At 62.0% G+C, this 23,790-nt stretch carries 25 protein-coding genes, 1 pseudogene and 1 riboswitch; of the genes and pseudogenes, 14 read left to right on the top strand and 12 right to left on the bottom strand.

Annotated elements, in window-relative coordinates; translation table 11 throughout:
* Window positions 1-60: 60 nt before the first annotated feature.
* The 6 genes and pseudogenes from repA (at window position 61) to AB2N04_RS00030 (ending at window position 4,952) form a co-directional block, all read left to right on the top strand.
* Window positions 61-1,312, top strand: a pseudogene (gene repA / locus AB2N04_RS00005) (plasmid partitioning protein RepA).
* Window positions 1,309-2,109 (top strand): plasmid partitioning protein RepB, encoded by an 801-nt coding sequence (gene repB, locus AB2N04_RS00010; protein WP_367714335.1) that lies wholly within the window; start codon window positions 1,309-1,311, stop codon window positions 2,107-2,109. Before repA ends, repB begins: the two are co-directional and overlap by 4 nt.
* Entirely contained in the window at window positions 2,072-2,386 is a 315-nt protein-coding gene (locus AB2N04_RS00015) for a hypothetical protein (RefSeq protein ID WP_367714336.1), read from the top strand. Before repB ends, AB2N04_RS00015 begins: the two co-directional genes overlap by 38 nt.
* A 228-nt stretch (window positions 2,387-2,614) precedes the next feature.
* Window positions 2,615-3,976, top strand: a complete 1,362-nt coding sequence (repC, locus tag AB2N04_RS00020) for a plasmid replication protein RepC (protein ID WP_367714337.1) — start codon at window positions 2,615-2,617, stop codon at window positions 3,974-3,976.
* A 99-nt stretch (window positions 3,977-4,075) separates the two neighbouring features.
* Window positions 4,076-4,447: an antitoxin Xre/MbcA/ParS toxin-binding domain-containing protein gene (locus AB2N04_RS00025; RefSeq protein ID WP_367714338.1), complete on the top strand. Its 372-nt coding sequence runs from the start codon at window positions 4,076-4,078 to the stop codon at window positions 4,445-4,447.
* The gene (locus AB2N04_RS00030; protein WP_367714339.1) at window positions 4,440-4,952 is read left to right on the top strand and encodes an RES family NAD+ phosphorylase; all 513 of its coding nucleotides are present in this window, start codon (window positions 4,440-4,442) and stop codon (window positions 4,950-4,952) included. Before AB2N04_RS00025 ends, AB2N04_RS00030 begins: the two co-directional genes overlap by 8 nt.
* Here AB2N04_RS00030 and AB2N04_RS00035 read toward each other — a convergent pair whose 3' ends face one another.
* Both AB2N04_RS00035 and AB2N04_RS00040 read right to left on the bottom strand, forming a co-directional pair.
* Window positions 4,953-5,189 carry a WGR domain-containing protein gene (locus AB2N04_RS00035; RefSeq protein ID WP_367714340.1) on the bottom strand — a complete coding sequence of 79 codons (237 nt, stop codon included), beginning with the start codon at window positions 5,187-5,189 and terminating at the stop codon, window positions 4,953-4,955.
* Between the two features lie 85 nt (window positions 5,190-5,274).
* Window positions 5,275-6,315 (bottom strand): tyrosine-type recombinase/integrase, encoded by a 1,041-nt coding sequence (locus tag AB2N04_RS00040; RefSeq protein ID WP_367714341.1) that lies wholly within the window; start codon window positions 6,313-6,315, stop codon window positions 5,275-5,277.
* 333 nt (window positions 6,316-6,648) lie between these two features.
* Here AB2N04_RS00040 and AB2N04_RS00045 point away from each other — a divergent pair, with 333 nt between their 5' ends.
* The 6 genes from AB2N04_RS00045 (at window position 6,649) to AB2N04_RS00070 (ending at window position 10,846) form a co-directional block, all read left to right on the top strand.
* Entirely contained in the window at window positions 6,649-6,795 is a 147-nt protein-coding gene (locus tag AB2N04_RS00045; RefSeq protein WP_367714342.1) for a hypothetical protein, read from the top strand.
* Complete coding sequence (locus AB2N04_RS00050) at window positions 6,752-7,513, top strand: DUF1403 family protein (RefSeq protein ID WP_367714454.1); 762 nt, start codon at window positions 6,752-6,754, stop codon at window positions 7,511-7,513. Before AB2N04_RS00045 ends, AB2N04_RS00050 begins: the two co-directional genes overlap by 44 nt.
* An 87-nt stretch (window positions 7,514-7,600) precedes the next feature.
* Window positions 7,601-7,713: riboswitch (TPP riboswitch) on the top strand.
* Complete coding sequence (locus AB2N04_RS00055; RefSeq protein ID WP_367714343.1) at window positions 7,707-8,315, top strand: YkoF family thiamine/hydroxymethylpyrimidine-binding protein; 609 nt, start codon at window positions 7,707-7,709, stop codon at window positions 8,313-8,315. (Overlaps the previous riboswitch by 7 nt.)
* 4 nt (window positions 8,316-8,319) lie before the next feature.
* Window positions 8,320-9,108 (top strand): ABC transporter permease, encoded by a 789-nt coding sequence (locus AB2N04_RS00060; protein ID WP_367714344.1) that lies wholly within the window; start codon window positions 8,320-8,322, stop codon window positions 9,106-9,108.
* Window positions 9,105-9,854 carry an ABC transporter ATP-binding protein gene (locus tag AB2N04_RS00065; protein ID WP_367714345.1) on the top strand — a complete coding sequence of 250 codons (750 nt, stop codon included), beginning with the start codon at window positions 9,105-9,107 and terminating at the stop codon, window positions 9,852-9,854. The genes AB2N04_RS00060 and AB2N04_RS00065 overlap by 4 nt, the downstream gene beginning before the upstream one ends.
* Window positions 9,855-9,856: 2 nt before the next feature.
* Window positions 9,857-10,846, top strand: a complete 990-nt coding sequence (locus tag AB2N04_RS00070; protein ID WP_367714346.1) for an ABC transporter substrate-binding protein — start codon at window positions 9,857-9,859, stop codon at window positions 10,844-10,846.
* 60 nt (window positions 10,847-10,906) lie between these two features.
* On the opposite strand, the gene AB2N04_RS00075 is transcribed toward AB2N04_RS00070, so the two are convergent.
* On the bottom strand, window positions 10,907-12,343 hold the full coding sequence (locus tag AB2N04_RS00075; protein ID WP_367714347.1) for an aldehyde dehydrogenase family protein: 1,437 nt from the start codon (window positions 12,341-12,343) through the stop codon (window positions 10,907-10,909).
* 161 nt (window positions 12,344-12,504) lie between these two features.
* Between AB2N04_RS00075 and AB2N04_RS00080 the strand changes: the two genes are divergently transcribed.
* Entirely contained in the window at window positions 12,505-13,983 is a 1,479-nt protein-coding gene (locus tag AB2N04_RS00080; RefSeq protein WP_367714348.1) for a serine hydrolase domain-containing protein, read from the top strand.
* Between the two features lie 151 nt (window positions 13,984-14,134).
* A complete protein-coding gene (locus AB2N04_RS00085; RefSeq protein ID WP_367714349.1) occupies window positions 14,135-14,851 on the top strand; it encodes a DeoR/GlpR family DNA-binding transcription regulator in 717 nt (238 codons plus the stop codon).
* 16 nt (window positions 14,852-14,867) lie between these two features.
* Here AB2N04_RS00085 and AB2N04_RS00090 read toward each other — a convergent pair whose 3' ends face one another.
* The 9 genes from AB2N04_RS00090 to AB2N04_RS00130 all read right to left on the bottom strand — a co-directional run bounded on the left by AB2N04_RS00090 (window position 14,868) and on the right by AB2N04_RS00130 (window position 23,738).
* Window positions 14,868-15,956 (bottom strand): ABC transporter ATP-binding protein, encoded by a 1,089-nt coding sequence (locus tag AB2N04_RS00090; RefSeq protein WP_367714350.1) that lies wholly within the window; start codon window positions 15,954-15,956, stop codon window positions 14,868-14,870.
* Between the two features lie 2 nt (window positions 15,957-15,958).
* Window positions 15,959-16,744, bottom strand: a complete 786-nt coding sequence (locus AB2N04_RS00095; protein WP_367714351.1) for an ABC transporter permease — start codon at window positions 16,742-16,744, stop codon at window positions 15,959-15,961.
* Window positions 16,741-17,727 carry an ABC transporter permease gene (locus tag AB2N04_RS00100; protein WP_367714352.1) on the bottom strand — a complete coding sequence of 329 codons (987 nt, stop codon included), beginning with the start codon at window positions 17,725-17,727 and terminating at the stop codon, window positions 16,741-16,743. Before AB2N04_RS00100 ends, AB2N04_RS00095 begins: the two co-directional genes overlap by 4 nt.
* 107 nt (window positions 17,728-17,834) lie before the next feature.
* Complete coding sequence (locus AB2N04_RS00105; RefSeq protein WP_367714353.1) at window positions 17,835-18,944, bottom strand: PotD/PotF family extracellular solute-binding protein; 1,110 nt, start codon at window positions 18,942-18,944, stop codon at window positions 17,835-17,837.
* Window positions 18,945-19,034: 90 nt separating this feature from the next.
* The gene (locus tag AB2N04_RS00110) at window positions 19,035-20,138 is read right to left on the bottom strand and encodes an NAD/NADP octopine/nopaline dehydrogenase family protein (protein ID WP_367714444.1); all 1,104 of its coding nucleotides are present in this window, start codon (window positions 20,136-20,138) and stop codon (window positions 19,035-19,037) included.
* Between the two features lie 28 nt (window positions 20,139-20,166).
* Window positions 20,167-20,742, bottom strand: coding sequence for a peroxidase-related enzyme (locus AB2N04_RS00115; RefSeq protein ID WP_367714354.1), 576 nt, complete (start codon window positions 20,740-20,742; stop codon window positions 20,167-20,169).
* Window positions 20,739-21,245 (bottom strand): CMD domain-containing protein, encoded by a 507-nt coding sequence (locus AB2N04_RS00120; protein ID WP_367714355.1) that lies wholly within the window; start codon window positions 21,243-21,245, stop codon window positions 20,739-20,741. The genes AB2N04_RS00115 and AB2N04_RS00120 overlap by 4 nt, the downstream gene beginning before the upstream one ends.
* Window positions 21,246-21,252: 7 nt before the next feature.
* A complete protein-coding gene (locus AB2N04_RS00125; RefSeq protein ID WP_367714356.1) occupies window positions 21,253-22,764 on the bottom strand; it encodes an NAD(P)-binding domain-containing protein in 1,512 nt (503 codons plus the stop codon).
* The gene (locus AB2N04_RS00130) at window positions 22,761-23,738 is read right to left on the bottom strand and encodes a LysR family transcriptional regulator (protein WP_367714357.1); all 978 of its coding nucleotides are present in this window, start codon (window positions 23,736-23,738) and stop codon (window positions 22,761-22,763) included. The genes AB2N04_RS00125 and AB2N04_RS00130 overlap by 4 nt, the downstream gene beginning before the upstream one ends.
* Window positions 23,739-23,790 lie beyond the last annotated feature (52 nt).

Consider the following 23,790-nt stretch of genomic DNA (forward strand, 5'->3'; position numbering starts at 1 on the left):
ATGGATATCGCCAGCGACCATGAAGGAGAGCGGGAGTTGGACAAGGCGGAGGTGGCAGCGATGGGCGGCACGGAAGGGCACGACGCGCTCGCGGCCGATGAGGCCATCGCGGCAGATGCCGCCCGGCTCTCCGAGCAGTTGCGCGTCATGCGCGACAGGCTCTTTCCGCCGGCAGCGCAAAAGACGCTTCGCACCTTTTCCAGTGGCGAGGCGGCAAAGCTGATCGGCGTTTCAGACGGGTATCTGCGTCAGCTCTCCATTGCCGGCGAGGGGCCGCAGCCCGAGACAGGCGCGGGCGGCAGGCGCTATTATTCGCTGGCCGATATCAATGCGCTGCGCCATCATCTGGCGGCACAGGCCCGCGCCAAGGGCAATCTTGCCAAGGCGCGCTCCTATGTGAAGTGGCGCGATCCCGAGCGCGAGCATTTGCAGGTCATTTCCGTGACCAATTTCAAGGGCGGTTCGGGCAAGACCACAACCAGCGCCCACATGGCGCAGCATCTGGCACTTTCGGGCTATCGCGTGCTTGCTGTCGATCTCGACCCGCAGGCGTCACTCTCCGCCCTCTTCGGTTATCAGCCCGAGATCGATCTGTCCGGCAACGACACGCTCTATGGCGCGATCCGCTATGACGAAGAGCGCCGTCCGCTTTCACAGATCATTCGCAAGACCTATTTCGACGGGCTCGATCTGGTGCCCGGCAATCTCGAGCTTCATGAGTTCGAGCACACCACCCCACGCATGCTGGCAGAGCGCCAGGGCCGGCGGTGGCGCGGATGATTTCTTCTTTGCGCGTATCCAGTCCGCCCTCGCCTCGGTTGCCGATGACTATGACGTGGTGGTCATCGACTGTCCGCCGCAGCTCGGCTTTCTCACATTGTCGGCACTCTGCGCCTCCACATCGGTGATCGTCACCGTGCATCCGCAGATGCTCGACGTGGCTTCTATGAGCCAGTTCCTCTACATGACGGCGGATCTGCTCTCGGTGGTGCGTGAGGCCGGTGGATCGCTCAATTTCGATTTCCTGCGCTACCTCGTCACCCGTTACGAGCCCAATGACGGGCCGCAGACGCAAATCGTGGGTTTCCTGCGTTCGCAGTTCGGCGAGCGCGTGTTGACCGCACCCATGGTGAAATCGACAGCGATTTCCGATGCCGGTCTCACCAAGCAGACGCTCTACGAGGTCGGCAGGGACAATTTCACTCGCTCCACCTATGACCGTGCGATGGAGGCGTTGACATCTGTCAACTCCGAGGTCGAGGCGCTGGTGGAAGCGGCCTGGGGCCGCAATGTGGCGGGAGATGCCACATGAGCAAGCGCAAGGATCATCTGAAGGCACTGTTCGGCGGCACGGGCGAGGGCGAAGCAGCCAGTCCGGCGCCCGAACCGAAGCCTGCGCCGCGTGCGCCAGAAACCAAACCGGCACCCTCCCCGGCCAAGGCCGACGCACCGCCGCGCAGCTCTTCAGGCGCCGTCAAGGCGATGGGGCTCACTCTCTCTTCCATGACCCGCGAGGTGGAAGACGCGCGTGCCATCCGCGAAAGCCTTGCCAAGGGCGAGCGCATCGTCGAGGTCGACCCCGAGCTGATCGACCCTTCTCTGGTGCGCGATCGCCTGAGCCGAGAGGACGATGGCGACGAGGATTTCAACGCTCTGGTGGAAAGCGTGCGCGAGAACGGCCAGCAGGTGCCGGTCCTGTTGCGCCCTCACCCGACCGAAACCGGACGCTTCCAGGTGGCCTATGGCCATCGCCGCGTTCGGGCAGCCGCACGGCTCAAACGTCCGGTTCAGGCTATCGTGCGCACGCTCAACGACGATGAGCTGGTGTTGGCGCAGGGCAAGGAAAACACCGAGCGGCGCAATCTCTCCTTCATCGAGCGGGCTTTCTTCGCCGATGCCTTGATGCGTCATGGCTTCGACCGTGGCGTCGTGCAGCGCGCGCTGTCATTGCACAAGGCGGAGATGACGCGGCTGCTTCAGGTGGCCGAAGCGGTGCCCGCACACATTGCCGGTGCGATCGGCCCCGGCTCCAAAGGCTGGCAGGCCCCGCTGGATGGCCCTCGCGGAATTTTTGAAACGCGAGGCCGCTGTCGTCATCGCGCAGGATGAAATCACGTCCGTGGCGTTTCGGGCTGCTGATTCCGACGAGCGTTTTCGCAGGCTCTATGAGCGGTTGGCCAAGCGCGCATCAGCGCGGGGCAAGAAGGCGGAGAAGGCTCGCGCCATCGAGGACGGGAAGGGGCGCACACTGGCCCGCGTCACGCTCGGCGCCAAACCCCGTTTCGACTTCGATGAAAAGGCCCTTCCGGGCTTTGCGGACTATCTGGCCGAGCACCTGCCGGAGCTGGCCGAGCGCTTCGACAAGGAGCGGGCCAAAGAGACATAGCAATCAGCCGCCCCAGGGCGGCGAGACCATCCCGGCCAAAAGCCGGATCATGTGAAGCAAAGAGGACTGAGCGAGAGGAAAAACCGCAAGAAAAAAGGCCCCCAGAACGTTGCCATTCCGGAAGCCCCTTTCGATGTAGCAATCTGAAAGAATCACTTCCGTCGTGCAAAGTCAAGCATCGGAGCGTTCCGGTGAGCGTCTTTTTCTTGCCTGAAGCAAGGTGAGACAATGACAGACAGATTTGCAATCTCGCCATTCGGCGGGAAAGGGTTGGCGCGTGCCCAATTCCTGGTCAACGAGCAGGTGCGGCGTGCGCGAAAAGCGCTGAATGGACATTCCGCAGAGGCGCAATCTCCGTCGGAACACGCGGTAGACAAGTGGCAATTGCTGCGCGCCGTGACCGAAGCGCGGCTGGTGCTTGGGCTTTCGGACAGGACGATTGTGGTCCTGGAGGCGCTGGCGAGCTTCAGCACCGAGCGCCAGCTCGATCCGGGCGGCGATCTGGTGGTGTTTCCCTCGAATGCCGAGCTTTCCCTCCGGGCCCGCGGCATGGCGCCTGCGACGCTGCGGCGGCATCTGGCCGCCCTCGTGAAGGCCGGGCTCATCCTGCGGCGCGACAGTGCCAATGGAAAGCGCTATGCGCGGCGCAGCGAGGAGGGCCAGATCGAGGAGGCTTTCGGGTTCGATCTTGCGCCACTCGTCATGCGCGCTTGCGAGATCGAGACCCATGCGGCCGAGGCACGCCGTCTGGCGCGCGCCATCAGGGCCTTGAGAAGCGAGGTCACCATCCATCTGCGCGACATCGCCGCGATCGTCGAGGCCGCCGCCGAAGAGGGCAGGGGACGTTCCTTCGCGCCTTTTGCCGAGCGCCTGGCCGCACTCTCCGGCCGGCTTGGCAGAAACACTGACTGGGAAACGCTGAAGGCCCGCCGCGATGCCCTTCTGGCTTTGCGCAATGAGGTGGAGAAAGCCTATCTGGAAGGCCTGAGCGAGGCAGATCTGGAGGCCCGTGATGCTGAGCTCATGGTATATGAAAACATAAATATGAGCGCCAATGCCAATCAAAATGAGCGCCATATTCATAATTCAAACACAGACTCCCAATTTGAAACCTACCGGGAAAAAGTTGAAGCGGGGGCGATACCGCCCAACCTTGAAACCAAATCGGCGGTTGGAAGCGATCACGACACCGTATCCGACCGAAAGACAGGGCGCCGACAGCCGGAAGCGGAGGGAGGCGGCCAAAAACCATCCGTCGGGTTTGAAACGGTGGCTTCTGCCTGCCCGCAAATGCGTGATTATGCGCCGGACGGGCTGTCAGACTGGCGCGACCTGATGAAGGCGGCCGAAACCGTTCGCTCCATGCTCGGTGTTTCACCGGATGCCTGGGCTGAGGCCCGTGCCGAGATGGGCGACATCAACGCGGCAATCACCATTGCGGCCATGCTGGAGCGCGCGGAGGTCATTCGCTCGCCCGGCGGCTATCTCCGACGGCTGACAGAGCGGGCGAATTCCGGTGCGTTTTCGGTGAAACCGATGCTGAATGCGCTTATTTCAGCTCGCCAGAAGGCGGTTTTGGGCCAAAATTAGCGTTTTGCAGGATTTCTTGAATCCACATTTTGCGCACATATCTCTTGTAATGTGCTCAATCTGTGATCAAGATGAGATAGAAACAAGGAGGCACCGGTGATGACAGCGACGGATTTTGATTTCGCGGCGGAGCATTTTGCCGACGAAAGAGCTCCCTTTCTTTCCGCCCGCCGGGTGTCTGACCTGCTCGGTGTGACGATGGTTGAGCTCTCGCGCCTGATTGGTGTTGCACGCAACACGCTTACGGCCAAATCCGGCCAACGCAAGGTGGATCAGGCCTTGAGCCCGGTCGTGCGCATTCTCGCCATGGCAACCGCAATGGCCGGCAATGAACACCGGGCGGTGATCTGGTTCAAGCACCAGCCAATCCCCGGCTGGGCGGGCAAAACCGCCTATGATCTCGTCGGCGAAGGCAAGGCCGACAAGGTTCTCGCCTATCTCGAAGCGGTGCGCGCCGGCGTTTATGCCTGAGGGTCTGCGGACCGAAACGCTCTGGCGGGCCTATGTTCCGCGCTGGGCTCACGAACCGCTTTCAGGCGATGGGGCGGCGCGTTTCGGCGGGCGCTGGAACCCGGTGGGCGCGCCCGCGCTCTATGTCGCATGTGAGCTTTCAACGGCCTGGGCGGAGTATAATCAGGGCTTTGTGCAGCATCCCGCGCTCATTGCGCAGCTCACGCTCTCCAACGCACGGCTGGCGGATTTGACGAATGCGGCGGTCATGAAGGTTCATGGTGTTTCGCCGGATATCCATCAGTGCGAGTGGCGGTCCGAGATGGATGAGGGCCGTGTTCCCGAAACGCATCGGCTGCGCGAAACGCTTATGGAAAAAGGCTTTCACGGGGTGATTTATCCGTCCTTCATGTCGCCTGGCGGAAGCTGTGTTGCGCTCTGGCGTTGGAACGGGGAGGGGGCGCCGGTTCTCTCTGTTACGGATCCCGAGCACCGATTGCCCAAGGACGCCGCCTCCTGGCTCTAGTCATCGATAGCCGCGCCGTTCCTTGATTTTCCTGAGCCGCAAAAGTGCGGCTTCCGCGGACTGCGTGTTGTCGAACAGGTTGATCTTGAACTGTCCGCGCGTGCCGATCCGCCCCCATTGCCGCACAAGTGCTGCATCGCCGAAAAGGGTCGGCTCAACGGAAAGCGTGTAGTAGCGCGCCATGTTGCGCGCGGGATCGACGCGTCTCAGGGAACATTGATGCGGGTTGATAGACATGCCGTGACGGTGGCCCGGAACGCATGAGCAGGTCCAACGCATTTCATGAATCGATTGCCGGCGACCGATTCACGAGACTGATTGATCAGAGCCCGCTGGCTTTGGTCAGATTGACACGAAACCGGTCGCGCCGTCGCTGATAGCGGCGGGTCATTTCCGCACTTGTGTGGCCGAGCTGCTTCTGGACAAAACGCTCGTCCACTTCTGCGGAAGAAGCGAGACCGGCCCGCAGGGAATGGCCCGAAAACAGCCTTTCGCGCTCCTTCTCGGAAAGCTCGGGGCGCAGGCCCGCATCGAATGCCGCACGTTTTACCAGGCGGGCAATGTGCCTGTCATTGAGCCGGCTTTCTTCAACCCTGCTCTGGCCGCGAATCCTGCGAAAGAGCGGGCCGTGGGCAATGCGTCCGAACCGCATCCACGTTTTCAGCGCTTCCACGGGGCAGGAGCGGTCGGCCGAACCGCGCCCGATTTCCACCTCGCGCCAGCCCGTCTTGCCGCGCAGGGTGATCAGGGCGCCCTTGTCGAAGATTTCCACCCATCCGCTGCCATCCTCGGTCTGCTCGGCGCCGGCATCGAGCCCGACGATCTCCGAACGACGCAGACCGCTGGCAAAACCGACAAGCAGGATCGCCCGGTCCCTGAGGCCGCGCAGATCGTTGGGGAGGGTCTCGATCATGGCCAGAATGTCTTCTGCGAGAAGCGCTTCTTTCTGGATGGGCGGGCGTCCATGCCTGCGGCGGATGCCGGCAAAAACCTCGGTGATGTGCGGATCCTTGCGATCGAGCCTTTCGCCGCGCTGCGAATAGCTCTGGGTCAGGCCGGAAAGCCGGCGTTCCAGCGTTGAAACGGTGGGGCGCGGGGTGGAGGACGCACAGGCGGAGAGATAAAGACCCACCACGCGCGGATCGGCGGGAAGCGCGGAATAGCCCGACCGGCGACACCAGGAGGAAAAGTGACGCCAGTCGGCTGCAAAGGCGCGCTGCGTGGCTTCAGACCGGGCCGCCCGCGCATAATTGCGGGCAGTCTCAACGAGAGGATCGGCAGCAGCAGGCGGGGGAGGGGAGGCGACCTCCTCACCCATCGCAAGCACCAGATCGACAATGTCGGGCAGGTCTGAATTATCCATGGCGGGTTTGGGGGATTTTAACGCAAGAGCGGCATCTTCTGATGGAAGAGCACCTGAGTTCAACGGTTCCTCTGGCGCTGTAGGTTGGTTCCTGTGCCGGCCTTGCGGATTTTGCTCGTTGTCAGAGGTCATTTCGGTCTGTTTTCTGCTATGTCTGATAATACAATCTTATCGGACATAGGTGGCCTAAGACAAGCTGTGCGCTTTTTTGCAAGAATACTGGCAGAAACCGCTCATCCGCTCTAATCTGTGAACATGGATTTGTCGTCGACTGGCTCACTTTCAAGCATGACCCTCCCCCGATGGACAATGCCACGCGGGGCCGTTTCAAGCTTGAGCGATGCCGGGTTTGCCGCCGGTATTGCGCTCAAGACGCTGGATGATCTTGTGCGCAGCGAACCGGCCCTGGTCGGGCTGCTGGCGCGGGCGCCAGGCCCTGAAATGCGCCGCAGCGGCATCGAGGCTCATGGGACGCGGTGAGGACGAGAGTGCGCTGCGCGATGCGGTGCTGCTGACCGGGGCGGGGGATGACCCGGGCCCCGCCGGCAAGATTTTCCTTGCCTACCGGCGCTTGGCTTCGCGTCGCTTTGCAATGTCATCTTCCACGATCGCGGAGCTTTCAAACCTGCTCGGCCTTGCGATGGGAGAGGAGGTCGAGGCTGTGGTGGACCACGCGGAAACAGTGGTTCAGTCGGGTGGTGCCGCGCCCTTTGCTGCTGCGGAATTCGTAAAGGCGACAATGACGGAACGCGCGGATGCCGAGGCGCTGGCATGGGCGCTCGCGGATGGGCTGATTGCAACGATGCTTGGCTGGTCTCGTCCCGTTCCGCTGCTCATGGCGCAGCGCTATGGCTCCGCATTTCGGCTGAACGGAGAGAGGGGGCGCATCGATCCCGCAGATCCGGCCTTTGCCCGGGCGGTGTGCCTCGCGCTGGTTCAGGGGGTAGAGGCCGCGCTTCGCTCGGCAGGTGACATCTCGCGCCGTGCCGACACGCTTGTTTCCATTTTGCCGAAACTGCGGACCAGGGGAGCGGGTACGGTCGTGCAGAAGCTGCTCGATGAAGATGCCCTTCCGGCCTCGGCGCCCGGTTGCAACCTTTCCCGCTGGGCCTCGAAGCGTCTCTTCGAACGGCTTGAGCATTTCGGAGCCGTGCGCGAACTCTCCGGGCGTTCATCATTCCGGATCTTCGGATTGTGACGCCTGTGGATAGCTGGATAATTCGTCACTTCGGCATCGTTTCCTGAACAATCGGCTTGCTTTCCGACACGGGATTTGGTTCGTACCTCACATCCACAGGGGTGCCGCGTATGGCCGCGGCTGAGATGAAGGCGCAAGCCTTCGGGCCCTAGAAGCTGATCTGGGTAATGCCAGCGGAGCAAGGAGGACAATCATGTTCGCAGGTGCGCAGCTTTCCCTTTATCCGATGACCGACGATTTCGTCGATGTCATCATGTCGTCGCTCTCTGCCTTCGACCCCTGGCGCGATCGGCTGCGGATCGAAACCGACGATATCTCGACGCTGGTTGTCGGTCCGCCCGAAGTGCTCTTTCCGGCCCTGCGCGATTTCTATGTCGCTGCCGCATCCACGCGGCATCACGTCGTCATGCGCGCCACGCTCTCGCGCGGATGCCCCGGCGAGCCGGATGATCCGATCTGTGCGACCTCGGCGCTTGCCAACCCTTCCGAGCCTCTGGAGGATCGTCAGAAGGCGGCACTTGCGGCGGTGGCAGATGCCAGGGCGACCTCGGAAATCGCACGGGCGCAATTCTCGCTCTATGTGATGGGCGCCGGCGACCACATGGCCGAAATCATGGGCTGCATCGACTTCCTGAAGTCGAGCGGTGTCTTCGACCGCTCCAAGAATTTCTGTTCGCGCCTCACGGGAGATGCCGGTCCCGTGTTTGCGACGCTCGAACAGGCGTTCTGTCGCTTCGGCCCGCCGGAAGGCCATGTAACGATCGATCTGACCGTTTCCGCCAACAGCCCCTCCACGGCGTGATCCGATGACACAGGGTTTGCCCCGCCCTGTGGGCGGACGGCTGGCGCGTGGCCTGCCCGCACTGGCGAGCATTGCCGGCGCCATGATCCTTTGGGAAGTCTATGTGCGGGTCTCGGGCATCTCGCCGCTTGTTCTGCCGGCGCCTTCGCGCGTGGTGGAACAGATGGCAGCCAATCGAACGTTGCTGTGGGACAACACGCTGCCGACATTGAGCGCCACGCTGACCGGTTTTGCCTTTTCCGTCAGCATTGCGTTTGCGCTGTCGGTTGCACTCGATTTTCTGCCGAAGGCGCGGCGTGCGCTGTTTCCGATTTTCGTCGTGAGCCAGACCCTGCCGCTGGTGGCCATCGCGCCGCTGGCGGTGCTCTGGTTCGGCTTCGGTCTCACACCGAAGATTCTGCTTGTGGCGCTTGTTACTTTCTTCCCGATGCTCGTCGCGCTGGTGGACGGTTATGAATCGACCGATCCCGAGATCGAAACGCTGATGCGTTCCATGGGGGCATCGCGCTGGAAGGTGTTTCGCGCCGCGCGTTTTCCCTCCGCCATGCCCTATTTCTTCGCTGGTCTTCGAATTTCGATCACCTATGCCGTGGTGGCGGCGATCTTCTCCGAATATGTCGGCGCGCGTGCCGGGCTGGGGATTGTCATTCTCAATGCCAAGAACAGTTTTCGTCCCGATCTGATGCTGGCGGCCGTGGTCGTAAGCTCCACGCTGACACTGGTTCTCTTCGGCGTGTCTGCATTGTTGCAGCGGGTGCTGCTGCGCTGGCGACAAGCGGGGCAGGGACAATGAACGCTCTGGAACTGCGCAATGTGGGCGTCTCGCTTGGCGAGACAGAAGTGCTCGACGACGTATCGCTGCGTGTCGGGCAGGGTGAGTTCGTTTCCATTCTCGGCCCGTCGGGAGCAGGAAAATCGACTCTGTTCCGGTTGCTGACAGGAGCACTCCAACCCGATAGCGGCGAGATCCTGCGTAATGGCACGGCGCTGAAGCGCGACGGCAAGACCTTTGCGTTCATGCCGCAACGCGATGCGCTGATGCCGTGGCGGCGCATCATCGACAACGTCATCCTTGGGCTGGAGGTGCAGGGTGTGTCCCGCACCGAGGCCCGCGCACGCGCGCTGCCGCTGTTTGCGGAGTTCGGGCTGGAGGGGTTCGAACAGCGCTACCCGGCGGAACTTTCGGGCGGGATGCGCCAGCGGGCTGCGTTGCTTCGAACGGTGATACAGGCGCGGCCCATCCAGCTTCTGGACGAACCCTTCGGCGCGCTCGATGCGCTGACGCGCGCGCAGATGCAGCGCTGGCTGGAAGGTCGCTGGAGCGCCGCCCGCTGGACCACACTGCTTGTGACGCACGATGTGCGCGAGGCGGTGGCGCTATCGGACCGCATCTACGTGCTGTCCCGCCGGCCCGCCCGGGTGATTTCCGAAATGATCGTCCGCGCTCCGCGCCCGCGCCTTGGCGCGGCGCTGCCGGAAGAAGCGCGGACCCAGGAAGAAGAGCTTTTGAATATCTTGCTCAGTCAGACAGGAGAATGACCATGAAAGGCCTGATAGCCGCAGCACTGATGCTGGGCGCAATGGCGCTGCCAGCCGTGGCGCAGGAGCGCCTGAGCGTTGCGCTGGACTGGACGCCGAACACCAACCATGTGGGCCTTTATGTCGCCCAGGCGAAGGGCTGGTTCGAGGAAGCGGGTCTCGATGTGGAGATTCTGCCCTATACCGACACCTCGTCTGGCACGCTGGTGGCAACAGGCGTGGCCGAATTCGGCATTTTGAGCTCCATCGGCTTCTACAGCCAGCGCGCCACGGGCGCGGATCTCACGGTTGTCATGGCGGTGATGCAGCATGAGACAGGCCGTCTCGTCTTCAATGGCGAGCGCGAGGACATTCAGCGCCCTGCCGACCTCGACGGCATGACCTATGCCGGCTTCGGCAGCGCATGGGAACAGGCGCTTATCTCGACCATCATCCAGAACGATGGTGGAAAGGGCGAGTTCGAGACCGTCACACTGGGCACATCTGCCTATGAGGCGCTCGCCAACGGGACGGTGGATTTCACGCTTGAGGTGAGTACCTGGGAGGGGGTGAACTCCGTTCTGCTCAACCGGCCGCAGCGGGCGTTTCGCTATGCCGATTATGGCGTGCCCGATCAGCACACCACCTATCTGGGGGCGAATGGGACCTGGCTTGATGCGAACCCGGAGACAGCGAAAGCCTTCGTAGAGGCCGCACAGCGTGGCTATGCCTTCGCCGCCGAAAACCCGGAAGAAGCAGCGGAGATGCTGATCGCCGAAACCGGCGGCATGCTTTCCAATCCCGAACTGGTGCGGGCCTCGATGAAAGCCATCGTGGATGGCGGCTATCTTCAGGATGAAGGCGAGCCGGTGGGGCTCATCGATGCCGGGATGTTTGGCAACATCACGAAGTTCATGTTCGAGGCCGGCGTGATGCGCGATGCAGATGGCAAGCGCCTTGAAGAGATGCCTGACGTTTCGACCTGGTTCACCAATGCCTATCTGGTGCGGTAGACTTTAGAGTGTGAGAGTAGATTGAAGAGGCCGGCCGCAGACGCGGCCGGCCTTTCTCTTTTATTCCCAGCCAGAGATGGCCTTGACTTCGAGGAAGTCCTCGATGCCCCATTTGCCACCTTCGCGGCCGAGGCCGGACTGCTTGTAACCGCCAAAGGGGCTTCCCGGTGCACGCCCGGTTCCGTTGAGCTGGACCATGCCGGAGCGAAGCTGGCGCGAGACCCGGCGAAGGCGTTCGCGGTCGCCCGACTGGACATAGGCCGACAGCCCGTAGGGCGTGTCGTTGGCGATCTCGATTGCTTCCTCTTCCGTGTCGAAGGGGATCATCGCCAGCACCGGACCGAAAATTTCTTCGCGCGCAATGCGCATGTCGTTTGAAACATCGGCGAAAACGGTGGGCCGTGCATAATAGCCGCGGTTGAAGCCTTCCGGGCGACCGGGGCCGCCTGCAACGAGGCGCGCGCCTTCCTTTATCCCTGCCTCGATGAGCGCCTGAACTTTCTCGAACTGGACTGCCGAGGAGAGGGGTCCGATATGATTTCCGTCCTCGCTTGGGTCGCCCACCTTGCAGTTTTCCGCCGTTTCGGCAGCGATGGAAACGGCTTCATCATAGACGGAGCGCTCGACCAGCATGCGGGAGGGAGCGTTGCAGGATTGTCCGGTGTTCTGAAAACACTGGGCCGCGCCGCGTGCCACCGATTTCGAAATGTCGCTGTCTGCAAAGACGATGTTGGGCGACTTTCCACCCAGCTCCAGCGTGACACGCTTGACCGTGTCGGCGGCGGCCTTCATGACCGAGGTGCCGGCGCGGGTGGAACCCGTGAAAGACATCATGTCGATGTCGGGATGTCGCGACATGGCCTCGCCGACGGTCGGGCCGTCGCCATTCACCAGATTGAAGACACCGGCGGGGACGCCGGCCTTGTCCATGATCTCGGCGAAGAGAAGCGAGGACATCGGCGCCACTTCGGAGGGTTTCAGAACCACGGTGCAGCCGGCGGCGAGAGCCGGAACGACCTTGAGAGCCACCTGGTTCATGGGCCAGTTCCACGGTGTGATGAGACCGCAGACACCGATGGGCTCGTAGACGATGTATTCCTGCGGATTGCGCTCGTCGAGCGGGTGCTCGAAGGTGAAATTCCTGAGCGCGCGAATGAACGCCTTCATGTGCCCAAGGCCGGCTGCAGCCTGCGCCTCTGTCGCAAGCTTCATCGGTGCGCCCATTTCTGCAGAAATGGCCTTCGCCATGTCGTCGATGCGCTGCTTGTATTCCTCCACGAGCGTTTCGAGAAATTCTATCCGCTCTTCACGGGTCGTGGTGCTCCAGCCGGCAAATGCCGCACGTGCAGCGCTGACGGCCTTGTCCACATCTGCCGCGCTGCCCAGCGATATGGTTGCGAAGGGCTGTTCGTCTGCGGGGTTGATGACGTCGAGCTCTCGCGGGGTCACCGGCGGAACCCAGCGTCCGTCGATGTAGAAATCTTTGCGTTGCAGCATGAGGGTCTCCTTGTTGGAAATTCTCAGATCGTATTTTCGAGCGAGACTATCAAGCCCGTGAGACAAAGCTTCGCGGGCGTTGGCCCAGCGGGGGAGCACCGTTGACATCGAGCCGGCGGCAGGGCACCGCTCGCATATATCTGCCGAACAGGGGAGCAGGAATGTCGGATCGGGATTGGCCGGCCGCGGAAACGACCGCGCAGGAAAGGCTTGCAGCATGGGGGGACAATGGACCCGGTGGTGTGGTTCTGGGCATCGAAAAGGGAGCCCCGCGCCTGATCGCGGCGAAAGGGCATGAAGGAGCAGGGCTTGGCGCTATTGGGCCTGGCAGCGTGTTTCGATGGGCTTCGGTGACCAAGCACGTATTCGCGACCTGCCTTCTGGAAAGCGGAGCGTTTGCGCTCGAACAGCCTCTGAGAGAGATATTGCCCGACCTTGCCGCTGCGCCGGCATCGGTGACGGTCGGGCAGGCGCTGGCCATGCAGGGCGGGCTGCCGGACCCGCGCGAATGTCTGACCCTTCTGGGGATCGGCGCGCATGAGCGCACCGAAGCGGAAGCCCTCTATCAGTGGATGGGGGGGCGTGACTGGCTCAACGCTGCGCCGGGGACAGAAGTCGCTTATTCGAATGGCGGCTATCGCCTGCTGGAAATGGCGCTGGCGCGACAGGGCCTTGTATTCTCCGAGTTGGTCGCGGCGCATTCGGAGCGGCTGGGGATCGGCATGCGGGCTTCGGAATTCTGGACCGATCCCGTGCCGGGGCTGGTGCCCGGGCACGTGCCCGAGGCCGGTGGGTGGTCCGAGGGTTTTCAGGGCATGCATCTTTCGGCAGCCGGCTCGCTTTCCGGGTCGGCCATGGATCTCGCCCGCTGGCTCGCCGATCTGATGCCGCGTGCGATATTCGACCGGATTTCACGACCGCTGCCGCTCGGCTCGGGAGAGGCGACCGGCTATGGGCTTGGAACAAGCCTGACGCAGATCGGCGATATGGCGGTGCCGGGTCATGGCGGCGCGCAGGCCGGTTACCGTGCCGGATTCCTGTGTGATCGCGAGCGGGAGATTGCGCTGGTGGTTCTCACCAACCGCGACGATGGAGACGCGACCGGGCTTGCAGCGCATGTCTGGGCAGCGCTTTGCGGCGTGTCGCCCGGCGCTTTGCCGAAGCCTGCAGGGGAATGGGCACCGCCGGGTCTTTATGCGGCGGCGGAGGGGGACCTTTGGGCGGAAGTGCGTCCAGGTTCGATCGTGGTCCGTGACGCGGAGGAAACGCTGTTTGAAGGCGAAGACGGCTGGTTCGTCTCCAATGCAGCGCAGTCACGCATGCGTCTGCGTTTGGTGGATGGCGCGCTGACCGGAGAGCTTTATCATTGTCCGGTCAGGCTGCTGCCTGTGGCAGCCGATGACGAAGCACCGGACCTCGACGGCGACTGGATGTGCGATGGCGCGCATTTGCAGATCGAGGGGCGGACGCTGCATTGGGGAAGTGGCCCGTTGCGCCATGCCGTGAGCTTGACGCCGCTGGGCGGGGGGCGGTGGCTCTTTCCGGCCAATGGACGCCGCATCTGTCTTTGCCGCCTCACGCGTGATCGCATCAGGCTGTCGCTTGCGCGGGCCCGGGGTGTGGAATACCAGCGGGCATAGGGTTTCGGAAATGCGTGTCAATATATTGATCAATTCGTTTCAATATGATGGTGTCCCATCAAAACCTGTAAACCTTTGAAGTGCGATGCCTGCTGTTGCGTTCATCGCCACGGGCCGCTGCAGCCTGGCGCTTCATGGTCTGGAGATACATTTGGCGAGACCTTCAGGAAGAGAAGCGCGGCTCAGGGCACTCAAGAAGCTCTGTGGCACGGGCAAGATCCTGCATATTGCAGAGGCTGCGCGGGAGCTCGGCACGTCAGAGATCACCATCCGTCGCGATCTGGGGAATGGTGAAAGCGGGCTGTTGTGTCTGGGCGGTTACGTCATGTCGGCCAGCGAGACCGGTGAACGCTATTCCCTGTCTCACGCGCAGGGCACCAATACGCAGGCCAAGGCACAGGTGGCGCGGCGTGCGGCAGCTCTGATCGAACCGGAAGACACGATTTTCGTGGACTGCGGATCGACGCTTCAATATCTCGCTGCCACTCTTCCGCAGGATGCGAATGTCACTGTCGTGACGCAGGCCATGAACATTGCCGAGATGGTTTCGCGGCTGGACGGTGTGACCCTGATCCTGCTGGCGGGAATCTATCATCCCGAGAGCGGAAGCTTCAGCTCCGACACCGCGCTTGGCATGCTGCAGGAAATCAACATCACCAAGGGCTTTTTCTCCGCCGCCGGAATCCATGAAAGCGAAGGGGTGACCTGCTTCCACTTTCACGAGGTTGCCGTCAAACGTGCCGCGATGGCGCGGTCGCAGCGGAGATTTCTGGTCTCGGATGCATCCAAATGGGGAAAGCTGCGCCCGGCGACTTTCGCCCAGCTGGATGAGTTCGAGACGTGGATCGGCCAGCCTGAGGCCGAATGAAGGGGCGCGAAAGAAACTAGTCGCGCAGGACTGTCAAACGCTCCGGCTCCCAGCTGATCCAGAGCTGGTCATCAGCGATTTCAGCCGCCTTGCCTGCATCCATATAGGCGCGGATGACACTGTCCTCGCGCTCACCGACGCGGATGTCCAGCGAGGTGCGGCTGCCTTTGAACAGCTTGCTGATCACCCTGCCCTCGACGGCATTCTGATTTGCCGGCTTCTTGTTGTGGCAGGTCACGTTTTCGAGGCGAAGCGAGGCGGTGACGTTTTCGCCCGCGGCGGGACGATGACCATGGCCCGAACCACGGACGGAAAGGCCGTTCCAGTCGAGAATGACCGCGCTCTCCTCCACGCCGCGCACGGTGCCGTTGATCAAATTCGTCTCGCCGATGAACTCGGCCACGAAACGGCTTTCGGGACGGAAATAGAGGTCTTCCGGCGTACCGGACTGCTCCACGCGGCCGGCATTCATGACGACGATGCGGTCGGACATGGTGAGCGCTTCTTCCTGGTCGTGGGTGACGAAGAAGAAGGTCTTGCCGGTGCGCTTCTGAATGTCTTTCAGTTCGATCTGCACCTGGCCACGCAGCTTGGCATCGAGCGCGCCGAGTGGCTCGTCCAAGAGCAGGAGTTTTGGGTCCGGGGCAAGCGCGCGGGCAAGCGCGACGCGCTGGCGCTGGCCGCCGGAAAGCTGGTCGGGCGTGCGGTCGCGGAAGCCGGAAAGCTGCAGGAAGTCGAGCAGCTCCGCCATGCGGCGCTCGATCTCGGGGCGCGATTTGCCTTTGAGTTCGAGCCCGAAGGACACGTTCTGGCCCACGGTCATGTGCGGGAAGAGCGCATAGTCCTGAAACACCATGTTGACGTCGCGCCGGTTGGGTGGCTGGCGGGTCACATCCACCCCGTCGAGCATGATGCGGCCCTCGCTGGGCGTCTCAAAACCGCCGAGCATGCGCAGGGTCGTCGACTTGCCGCAGCCGGAAGGGCCGAGGAAGGTGACGAACTCGCCGGCCATGATTTTCATGTCCAGTTGATCCACCGCGATGACATTGCCGAAGCGCTTGGTGACGTTGTCGATATGGACGATGGTGTCCTTTTCGCCGGTCATGGTCAGGAACCTTTGTTCAGGCGCCGCATGGAACGCTCGGCCCACAGGCCAAGGATCGCGGTCATGATGAGAACGATGGTGGAGATGGCGTTGATCTCGGGCGACATGCCCGAACGCAGCTTGGCGAAGATCAGCACCGGAAGCGTCGGCTGGTAGCCGCCGAGGAAGAAGGCGCGCACGAAGTCGTCAAAGGACAGGAGCATGCAGAAGATGCCGGCTCCGATCAGCGCGGGCTTCAGATAGGGCAGCGTGACGCGGAAGAAGGCGACGATGCTGTCGGCTCCGAGATCGCGTGCGGCCTCGATATGGCTTTTCGGCTGGGTCGAAAGACGCGCCATCACCACCAGAGCCACGAAGGGCACATTGTGCACCGTGTGGCCGAGAATGATGGCGAACATGCCCGGTTCGATGTCAATCAGACGGGCGAAGATGCGCAGCGCGATCGCCGAGATGATGCCGGGGATGACCGCCGGCAGGCAGGCAAGCGCGAAGATGATCGCCTTGCCCCGGAACTGGTTGGGACCGAGAAACACGGCCACCCATGTGCCGATGATCAGGGACAGGACCGTGCTGGCGATGGCGATGGTCATCGAGTAGCCGAAGACCGACAGGACCTGCGTGTCCTGTATGACGGTGGCATACCACTCGAGTGTCCAGGAGCGGATCGGGAAGCCGATGAACTTCGAATCCTTGAAGCCCATTGTGACCATGAGCGCCAGCGGCACGAAGAGATAGACTATGAAGGCCCAGTAGATGACCGACATCAGAATGCGTGTGTTGCGGGTCATCGCATCATCCCCTTTCCGTCACGGCCCATCAGCTTGAGGAAAAGGCCGGTTACGCCGAGCGTCGCGATCAGCATGATCGAGGAGAAGGCCGCGCCCATGGGCCACTGATCGCCGGCGACGTGGAAGAAGCCGGCAATTGTTTCTGCAAAGACGGTCGAGCGGGGACCGCCCAGAAGGACGGGGGTCGCGTAGTAGCCGGTCGAAATCAGGAAGACGAGGGTGCAGCCCGACGCGATGCCTTCCTTGGAAAGCGGCAGCGTGATGCGCCGGAAGCGCGTCCACGCGCCCGCGCCGAGATCGGCTGCAGCTTCGAGGTAGTTGTCGGGCAGCTTTTCCAGCGCCGAGTAGAGCGGCAGAAGCATGTAGAGCGCGGTGAGATAGATGATGCCGACACCGAGTGAGAAGCCCGTATACATAAACGGTATGGGGCGCTCGATGAGGCCGAGCGATTTCAGCGCCAGATTGACCGCACCATTGTTGCCGAGCAGGATCATGATCGCGTAGGTGCGCACGATCTCGCCCACCCAGAACGGGATGAGCAGGAGCAGCAGGAACAGAAGCTGGTTCTTGCGGCTCACATGCTTGGCAAGGAAATAGGCCACCGGATAGGTGATGAGCAGCGTGATCGCGGTGAAGATGAAGGAGAAGGCGAGCGTGCGGAAGAACGGGATGATGAACACCCGGTCCTGAAAGAACGCTGCCCAGTTCGCGAGCGTGAACTGCGGCTCATAGCCCACTTTCGGCGGGTAGGAGTCCAGAAACCCGATCCAGAACATCTCGACGATGGGGCCGAGATTGGCAAAAAATATCCAGAACAGCGGCAGGCTTGCCAGAATCCAGAACTGGCGGCGCTGTGACTTGAACAGCGTGGTGGAAACGGCCTGATATACGCCGTTCCTCATGAGCGCGCCCCAGAACGTCATCCTGCCTGCCGGCGTGGATGGTTCCTGAAGGTCTGCCCTTTGGGTCTCTGCTTGGGCCATGAATGCGGTTGCTCGTGCTTCTCAACGCGTGGATCCGAGGACCCATGGACGCATTTCGGGAAAATGATGGCGGCCGGGCAGAGAACCTCCACCCGGCTGCCCGTGCATCAGGCGGCCTTGATCTGCTCCACGGCCGGGTCAACGAGCTTGTATTTCATCTCGTTGGCCTCGGCGCGGAAGAACTGCAGACCTGCCAGCTCCTCCTCGGTGAAGGACGATGCCTTTTTCTCGATGTCCGAGAGATACTGATCGGCGCCCTTGTAGGTGGAGATGAAGCCCGACGACTTGGTCATCTCTGCGCCCACTTCCGGATTGGCCAGAAGCGCATCGAGAAGCTTGTAGGCGTTGTCGGAATTGGGAGCGTTGTTGGCGACGTTCAGCGTGTAGACGAAGCCATAGGTGCCTTCCTTCGGAATGGTCATGTCGACCGGGAAGCCATCGGTGATGAGCTTGGCGATCGGGCCGTTCCATGCGTGGGCAAGGACGATGTCCTGATTGATGAACATCTGCTGCACTTCCGCACCCGCATCGTAATATTTGCGCACATGCGGCTTTTTCTCGATGAGGAAATCACGCGCTTCGGCGACGATTTCTGCGGCCTTCTCCGGATCGTCCATATAGGCAACCATGTTGCCGTCATAGCCCTTGTAGAGCATGACAACGGACATCATGTCCTGAATGGTGTAGGCTGTCTGGCCGCTGTACTTGTCCGAGAAGAGAACGTCCCAGCTCTTCACTTCGTCTTCGCTGACGACTTCGGTGTTGTAGGCGAGGATTTCGGCACCCGAAAGGATCGGCGCGCCCCATTTGTTGCCGTTGATCGTGGCCCAGTCGCTTTCCGAATAGATCGGGTTGATGTTGCTCCAGTTCCCGAGGCGGTCCGTATCGAGCGGAGCCAGAAGATCGGCCGAGATGAACTGGAGGAAACGGTGGCCGGCGACGGTGACGATGTCGGCGGTCGGGTTCGGCGCTTCGGCCGCGAGCAGGTTGAACTGCTTGCCCTGATCGTCCACGAGGCGGATCTGAATCTCGATCCCCGTGTCTTTCTCGAACTCGGCCTTGAAATCATCGGGGATGAAGTTGGCATAGGTCCACACGTTGACGACGCCCGAGGCGCGCGCGGCGGTGGAGCGGAGATAGGCGGGAGCAGCGACAAGGGCGGCGCCGGCGGCGCTGCTCTTGATGAATTGTCTGCGGTTGGTGATGAATTTGGTCATCGTACTAACCCTCTTTCGGTTGTTTTCTGTCTTACGTGCTTTGCGCATCTGCGACGGAGCTCTTGTCGGCTCCTGTTGTTGCCCTGTTTCTCAAGCAGGTTGTGTTAGCGAACCATAGCCTTCACGGCACAGGGTCTTCAGTTCCTCGAGTGTCATCGTGTCCAGCGCCAGTGCATCGAGAAGCTCGTTCTCCGCAAAGAAATCACGCCCATACATGGCCGAGAAAATCTCCACGCCGGATCGGTGCAGACTGGCATTACATCCGGTCAGTTCGCCCAGTTTCACGGTCATGAGCAGGCCATAGGGTACGTCTTCGGTGACGTAGCGGCTGTCTGCCGTGGCAGGACCGGTGCCGCCGCGTCCCTCCTCGTGCATTTTCTGGTTCATGGCCGAGACCGTGTCCTGCGGCACATGGAAAGACAGGTGGAAATGCTCGAAGATGGTGCGCACCGAAAGGCCAAGCGCCTCGGCAATGGCCAGCCGCTCACGGTCGAGCGCTTCGAGCAGGCGTCCTACATTGGGCGTGACGTTAAAGCCCTGGCTCCAGGTTTCGCCATGCTCCATGCGGGTCATGTTGCACAGGGCGATGCCCATATGGTTTTGCGGGTTCAAATTGCTGAGTGCAATGGCGAGCAATCCGTCACGCTCCACGAAACGGTCGCCGAAGAGGCGCTGGCAAAGCGCCAGACCCTCGCTGGCCCGGCTTTCGGGAACCGTGCAGAGGTCGATCTTGCTGCGCACCGTGTTGACGCTGGCTTCCACGAGGCTCGGCTGGCGGCCTGTGGTGGCGGTGGTGCCCCATGCGACGATGGGGACGGTGATCCCGCGAGCCGCCAGAAGCTTCGACAGGTAAAGCGCGCCGAAGGAGGCATGCGAGGAAATGATCACCGCCTGATCGGAGCGGATATGGGGTGCGATCGCATCGAAGACGTGCTTGTGGCCGTAGCCGGGCAGGGCGATGAGGATCACGTCTGCATCGGCCACGAGCGCCTCGGCCGATTGCGCGACGCCCGGATGGAACGTGCCCTCGACGGCGCCGGTGGCGATCAGCGGTTCGCCTTCTGCCAGTCTTTTCGTGCGTTCGCCGGAGGGCGACCAGAGAACCGGGCTGTGGCCCGACTGCTCAAGAAAGGCGGCGGCCCCGAAAGCGATGGCGCCGGCCCCGGCGATACCCACACGCAGATTGTTTTCCACGTTACTCAAAACGTCAGCCCCAAAAAATTTACTCGACCACCGGATCGCCCAGCGTGTGCATCAGCCGGTTTGCCCAGCCGAACAGCGAGGCCGACAGGATGAGATCGAGAATCTCGTCGTCCCTGAGCCCGGCATCGCGCAGCGCCTGCATGTCTTCTTCACGCGCCTCGCTGGGCGCTTTGGAGAGTTTGACCGCAAACAGGAAGATCGCCTTCTGGCGCTCATCAAGCTCGGCCTCCTCGCCATCGGTGAAGATGGCCTCCATCACCTGCTCGTCCTTGGTGAGCTGGTTGTACCGGCTCGCATGGACGGCGGCGCAATAGACGCAGCGATTGACCACCGAGGCACCAACGGCGCTCAGTTCGCGCTCCGCGCGGCCCATGCCGCCGCGATTATACATGATCGCGTTGAAAAGCGGGGTGCGGACTTTCAGTGTCTCGACATCATTGGCGAGCACCAGAACATAGTCGGAGACCTTCGTGTTGGAAGGCGTGACCTTGAGCGCGTCGAGCTGTTCGGGCGTGGCCTCGTCCAGCCTGACGGGCTGAACGCGCGGACGCCAGACGGGAATCTTCGTGGTGAACTCGTGGATGATGGTGCTCATGCCGTCGCCCTCATCAGCTTGAGGCCGGCGATCACACGGATCTGATAGGCCAGGAATGCGTTCAGTTCGGAAAGCCTGACGATGTCGGCGTCGGAAATGCCGGCGCTCTTGAGCGCTTCGACATCTTCCGGTGTCGTGTCGCGCGGATGCGTGGAAACGAGATCGGTGTAGGCGAGGATTGCGGCGCGGCGGGCGTTTCCTTCGCCGTCATGAGCCGGGTCGGCCATGGCTGCGATTGCTTCGTCAGCACCAGATTCTTCGAGCAGTGTCATGTAATGGGCGGCAAGGGTTTCGTCTTCATTGAGCCGCGCGACGCGCGCTGCGAGTGCGGCGCGTTCGCCATGGGAGAGGCCGCCGGCATCACCGGGTTTCAGGGCAGCATCATGGGTTGCCTGCGTCATGGCCATGATGTCCGCGCGGCCTTCGAGGGCCTCGCGGACAGAGCCGCCAGCGCCGATCCCGGCCTGTGTGATGACGATGTCGTCGGGCGAAAGGTCGCTCATGCGGTGTTCAGCCTCCAGTCTGATAGGTCGGTTCGCGCGCGCCCATGGCTGCGCAGTCTTCCAGCTCGGTTTCGGTCCATTCGTCGCCGAGCAGTTCGGGTTTGTCGTAGTCGAGCATCGCCTGCCAATGGGTCTCGACATCTTCGCCGTAGAGCGTTGCGGCGATCGAATAGGCGAGCCAGCGGGCGCCGTCGCTGATGCCGGGAATGTCGCCGGAAACCTTGCCGAGGCTCGCGGATGCGCCAAAGTTGAAGCAGTAGATGCTGGAGAGCCACGGGGCGGCGCCGGGCGTGCGCTCGCGGAAAGAGAAATCGGCGTTCAGGTAGGGGAAGTTCGCCAGTTCGCGGCTTTCTTCGCCTGCCGGGGGTGTATAGCGGTCGCGCCAAAGCAGGATCTCGCCAGCGGCCTCGCCCAGTTCGGCGCGGGCCAGCGGATCGACGGTGAAACCTGTGCCGAGGATGAGAAAGTCGGTGCGAACGGTCTTTCCGGCCGTGGTTTCGATGACAACCTCGTCGCCGTCGTTCCAGACGCGGACTATGCCCTGCCCGAAATGGAAAAAGGCGTTTTCATGCCGACTGACACGCATGGTCGAACCGCGCGGCGAAGGTGTCTGCGTGACGAAGGAATACTGCATGAAGCGCCAGCGCCACTCGTCTGGCAGCGCGGCATAGCCTGATGTGAAGCCGAAGGAGCCGATGCCCATCATCTTGTTGATGGTGGGCATTTCGCGGCGGCGAATGAGGTGGCGCACTTCCCTTGCGCCGGCTTCCAGCGCTTCGGCCGAGTTGTCGACCGCCGAAGCGCCGACGCCGATCACGACCACGCGCTTGTCCTTGAGAGAAGGGAAATCGATGTCTTCCGAGGAGTGTGCCCACAAATCTTTTGGCAGACCGGAAACGAAATCGGGAATGTTGGGGTGGCCGGTGCCGTCGCGGCCCGTGGCCATCACGAATTTGCGGGTGAGGACGGAGCTTACCTTTGCGCCAGCACCGCGCAGCTCAAGCCTCAGGAATTCGCCTTCCGGCGTGACACGGGTGACCTCGACCTCGTTTTCGACAGGGAGATCGAGCACCTTCCGGTACCAGATGAGATACTCCATCCACATGGGACGGGGGATCTTGTCGAGTCGTTCCCAGGCGTTTGCACCATGCTGTGCCTCGTACCACGCGCGGAAGGTAAGCGCCCCCATGCCAAAGGCCGGGCCGGGCAGGGTCTTGGGCGAACGCAGTGTCTCCATGCGGGCATAGGTGAGCCACGGACCTTCAAACCCTTCCGGGTTGCGGTCGAAGATGCGCATGTTGCGGATGCCTCCGGTGCGGAGTGCGAAGCTTGCGACGAGGCCGCACATGCCACCGCCGATCACCACCACATCGTGAACCTTTTCTCCCTTCTCCGAATGCCGCTCGGGCACCCAGTTGGGCGATGGGAGGTTGAGACAGTCGAGATCGAAGCGGATGCGCTTTTCCAGGGCATCCAGGCTTTCTGCGGCTCCGGGCGTTGTGTGGGGGTGACTGGTCATTCGGATCCTCGGTGAGGGACCGGACTGTCTGAACCATGCCGGTCAATTGTCTGCGCACTGCGTGCGGGGTCGAGTATCTGCAGGTCGGGAATGAGACGGAGCGCTTCTGCTTCCACGGCTTCGATCATCTGGGTGACGAGTGGGCGCAGGGGGCGTGATGAGGCGGTGACGGCGCCCCAGTAGAACGGGATTGCTACATCGATTGGCCGGATAACCACGCCGGGCAGCTGCACACCGTAGGCACTGACCGGATCGACAATGGAAACCACGCCGGTTTTCTGCACGAGACGGAGTGCGGAATAGGAGACATTGGTGCGGAACAGCGGACCGGGCGTGATGCCGTGCATTTCCATCGTCTGCGAGACCTGTCGCTGGAAGCGGCCCGGATCGAGCATGGTCACGAATCTGCGGCCGGAAAAGGCCGAAAGCGGCACCACGTCATAGTCGGCAAGCGGATCGCCTTCGGGCAGGGCGGCGACATCATTGGCGCAATAAAGACGCATGACTTCGAGACCGGGCACGTCCAGCGGCATGCTGGAAAAGCCAAGCTCGGCGCCGCCGGAACCCACTTCCTGGGCAACCCGGTTGGGCAGATACTGTGCGATCTGGATTTCAGGCGGCAGTTTCTCGACCGCGAACCGGGAAAGCGCGGCGGGTATGACGCCGGTTGCGATGGCGGAAGTTGCGGCGACTTGAAGTGTACGGCCCCGGCCGGTGGCAATGGCACGCGCGCGCGCTGCAAGACCGGTCAGCGAATTGAGAACGCGCCGGGCTTCTTCCTCGAAGGCAATGCCCTCATCGGAAAGCATGACGCGTCTGCCGGCGCGTTGAAGAAGGGAAAAGCCGAGCTTTGCTTCAAGCTCCTGAATGGTGCGGGTGACCGACGGCTGCGAGCGCTCCAGCAGCACCGCCGCCTTGGTGATGCTCCCTGTTTCGGCAACAGCCAGAAAGGTCTGAAGGTCCCGCGTCTCCATCCTTTATATGCTATATGAATGAATTCAAATAATCTATCCAAAATTGACATAC

It is taken from the genome of Nitratireductor sp. GISD-1A_MAKvit, assembly GCF_040819555.1.
In the GTDB taxonomy this organism is placed as follows: Bacteria; Pseudomonadota; Alphaproteobacteria; order Rhizobiales; family Rhizobiaceae; genus Nitratireductor.

What these genes read in the sequence shown, in the direction of transcription:
- repB (WP_367714335.1), top strand. Translation starts at nt 1,309, where the DNA reads ATGAGCAAGCGCAAGGATCATCTGAAGGCACTGTTCGGCGGCACGGGC.
- repC (WP_367714337.1), top strand. Translation starts at nt 2,615, where the DNA reads ATGACAGACAGATTTGCAATCTCGCCATTCGGCGGGAAAGGGTTGGCG.
- AB2N04_RS00025 (WP_367714338.1), top strand. Translation starts at nt 4,076, where the DNA reads ATGACAGCGACGGATTTTGATTTCGCGGCGGAGCATTTTGCCGACGAA.
- AB2N04_RS00030 (WP_367714339.1), top strand. Translation starts at nt 4,440, where the DNA reads ATGCCTGAGGGTCTGCGGACCGAAACGCTCTGGCGGGCCTATGTTCCG.
- AB2N04_RS00035 (WP_367714340.1), bottom strand. Translation starts at nt 5,189, where the DNA reads ATGTCTATCAACCCGCATCAATGTTCCCTGAGACGCGTCGATCCCGCG.
- AB2N04_RS00040 (WP_367714341.1), bottom strand. Translation starts at nt 6,315, where the DNA reads ATGGATAATTCAGACCTGCCCGACATTGTCGATCTGGTGCTTGCGATG.
- AB2N04_RS00055 (WP_367714343.1), top strand. Translation starts at nt 7,707, where the DNA reads ATGTTCGCAGGTGCGCAGCTTTCCCTTTATCCGATGACCGACGATTTC.
- AB2N04_RS00060 (WP_367714344.1), top strand. Translation starts at nt 8,320, where the DNA reads ATGACACAGGGTTTGCCCCGCCCTGTGGGCGGACGGCTGGCGCGTGGC.
- AB2N04_RS00065 (WP_367714345.1), top strand. Translation starts at nt 9,105, where the DNA reads ATGAACGCTCTGGAACTGCGCAATGTGGGCGTCTCGCTTGGCGAGACA.
- AB2N04_RS00070 (WP_367714346.1), top strand. Translation starts at nt 9,857, where the DNA reads ATGAAAGGCCTGATAGCCGCAGCACTGATGCTGGGCGCAATGGCGCTG.
- AB2N04_RS00075 (WP_367714347.1), bottom strand. Translation starts at nt 12,343, where the DNA reads ATGCTGCAACGCAAAGATTTCTACATCGACGGACGCTGGGTTCCGCCG.
- AB2N04_RS00080 (WP_367714348.1), top strand. Translation starts at nt 12,505, where the DNA reads ATGTCGGATCGGGATTGGCCGGCCGCGGAAACGACCGCGCAGGAAAGG.
- AB2N04_RS00090 (WP_367714350.1), bottom strand. Translation starts at nt 15,956, where the DNA reads ATGACCGGCGAAAAGGACACCATCGTCCATATCGACAACGTCACCAAG.
- AB2N04_RS00095 (WP_367714351.1), bottom strand. Translation starts at nt 16,744, where the DNA reads ATGACCCGCAACACACGCATTCTGATGTCGGTCATCTACTGGGCCTTC.
- AB2N04_RS00100 (WP_367714352.1), bottom strand. Translation starts at nt 17,727, where the DNA reads ATGGCCCAAGCAGAGACCCAAAGGGCAGACCTTCAGGAACCATCCACG.
- AB2N04_RS00105 (WP_367714353.1), bottom strand. Translation starts at nt 18,944, where the DNA reads ATGACCAAATTCATCACCAACCGCAGACAATTCATCAAGAGCAGCGCC.
- AB2N04_RS00115 (WP_367714354.1), bottom strand. Translation starts at nt 20,742, where the DNA reads ATGAGCACCATCATCCACGAGTTCACCACGAAGATTCCCGTCTGGCGT.
- AB2N04_RS00120 (WP_367714355.1), bottom strand. Translation starts at nt 21,245, where the DNA reads ATGAGCGACCTTTCGCCCGACGACATCGTCATCACACAGGCCGGGATC.
- AB2N04_RS00125 (WP_367714356.1), bottom strand. Translation starts at nt 22,764, where the DNA reads ATGACCAGTCACCCCCACACAACGCCCGGAGCCGCAGAAAGCCTGGAT.
- AB2N04_RS00130 (WP_367714357.1), bottom strand. Translation starts at nt 23,738, where the DNA reads ATGGAGACGCGGGACCTTCAGACCTTTCTGGCTGTTGCCGAAACAGGG.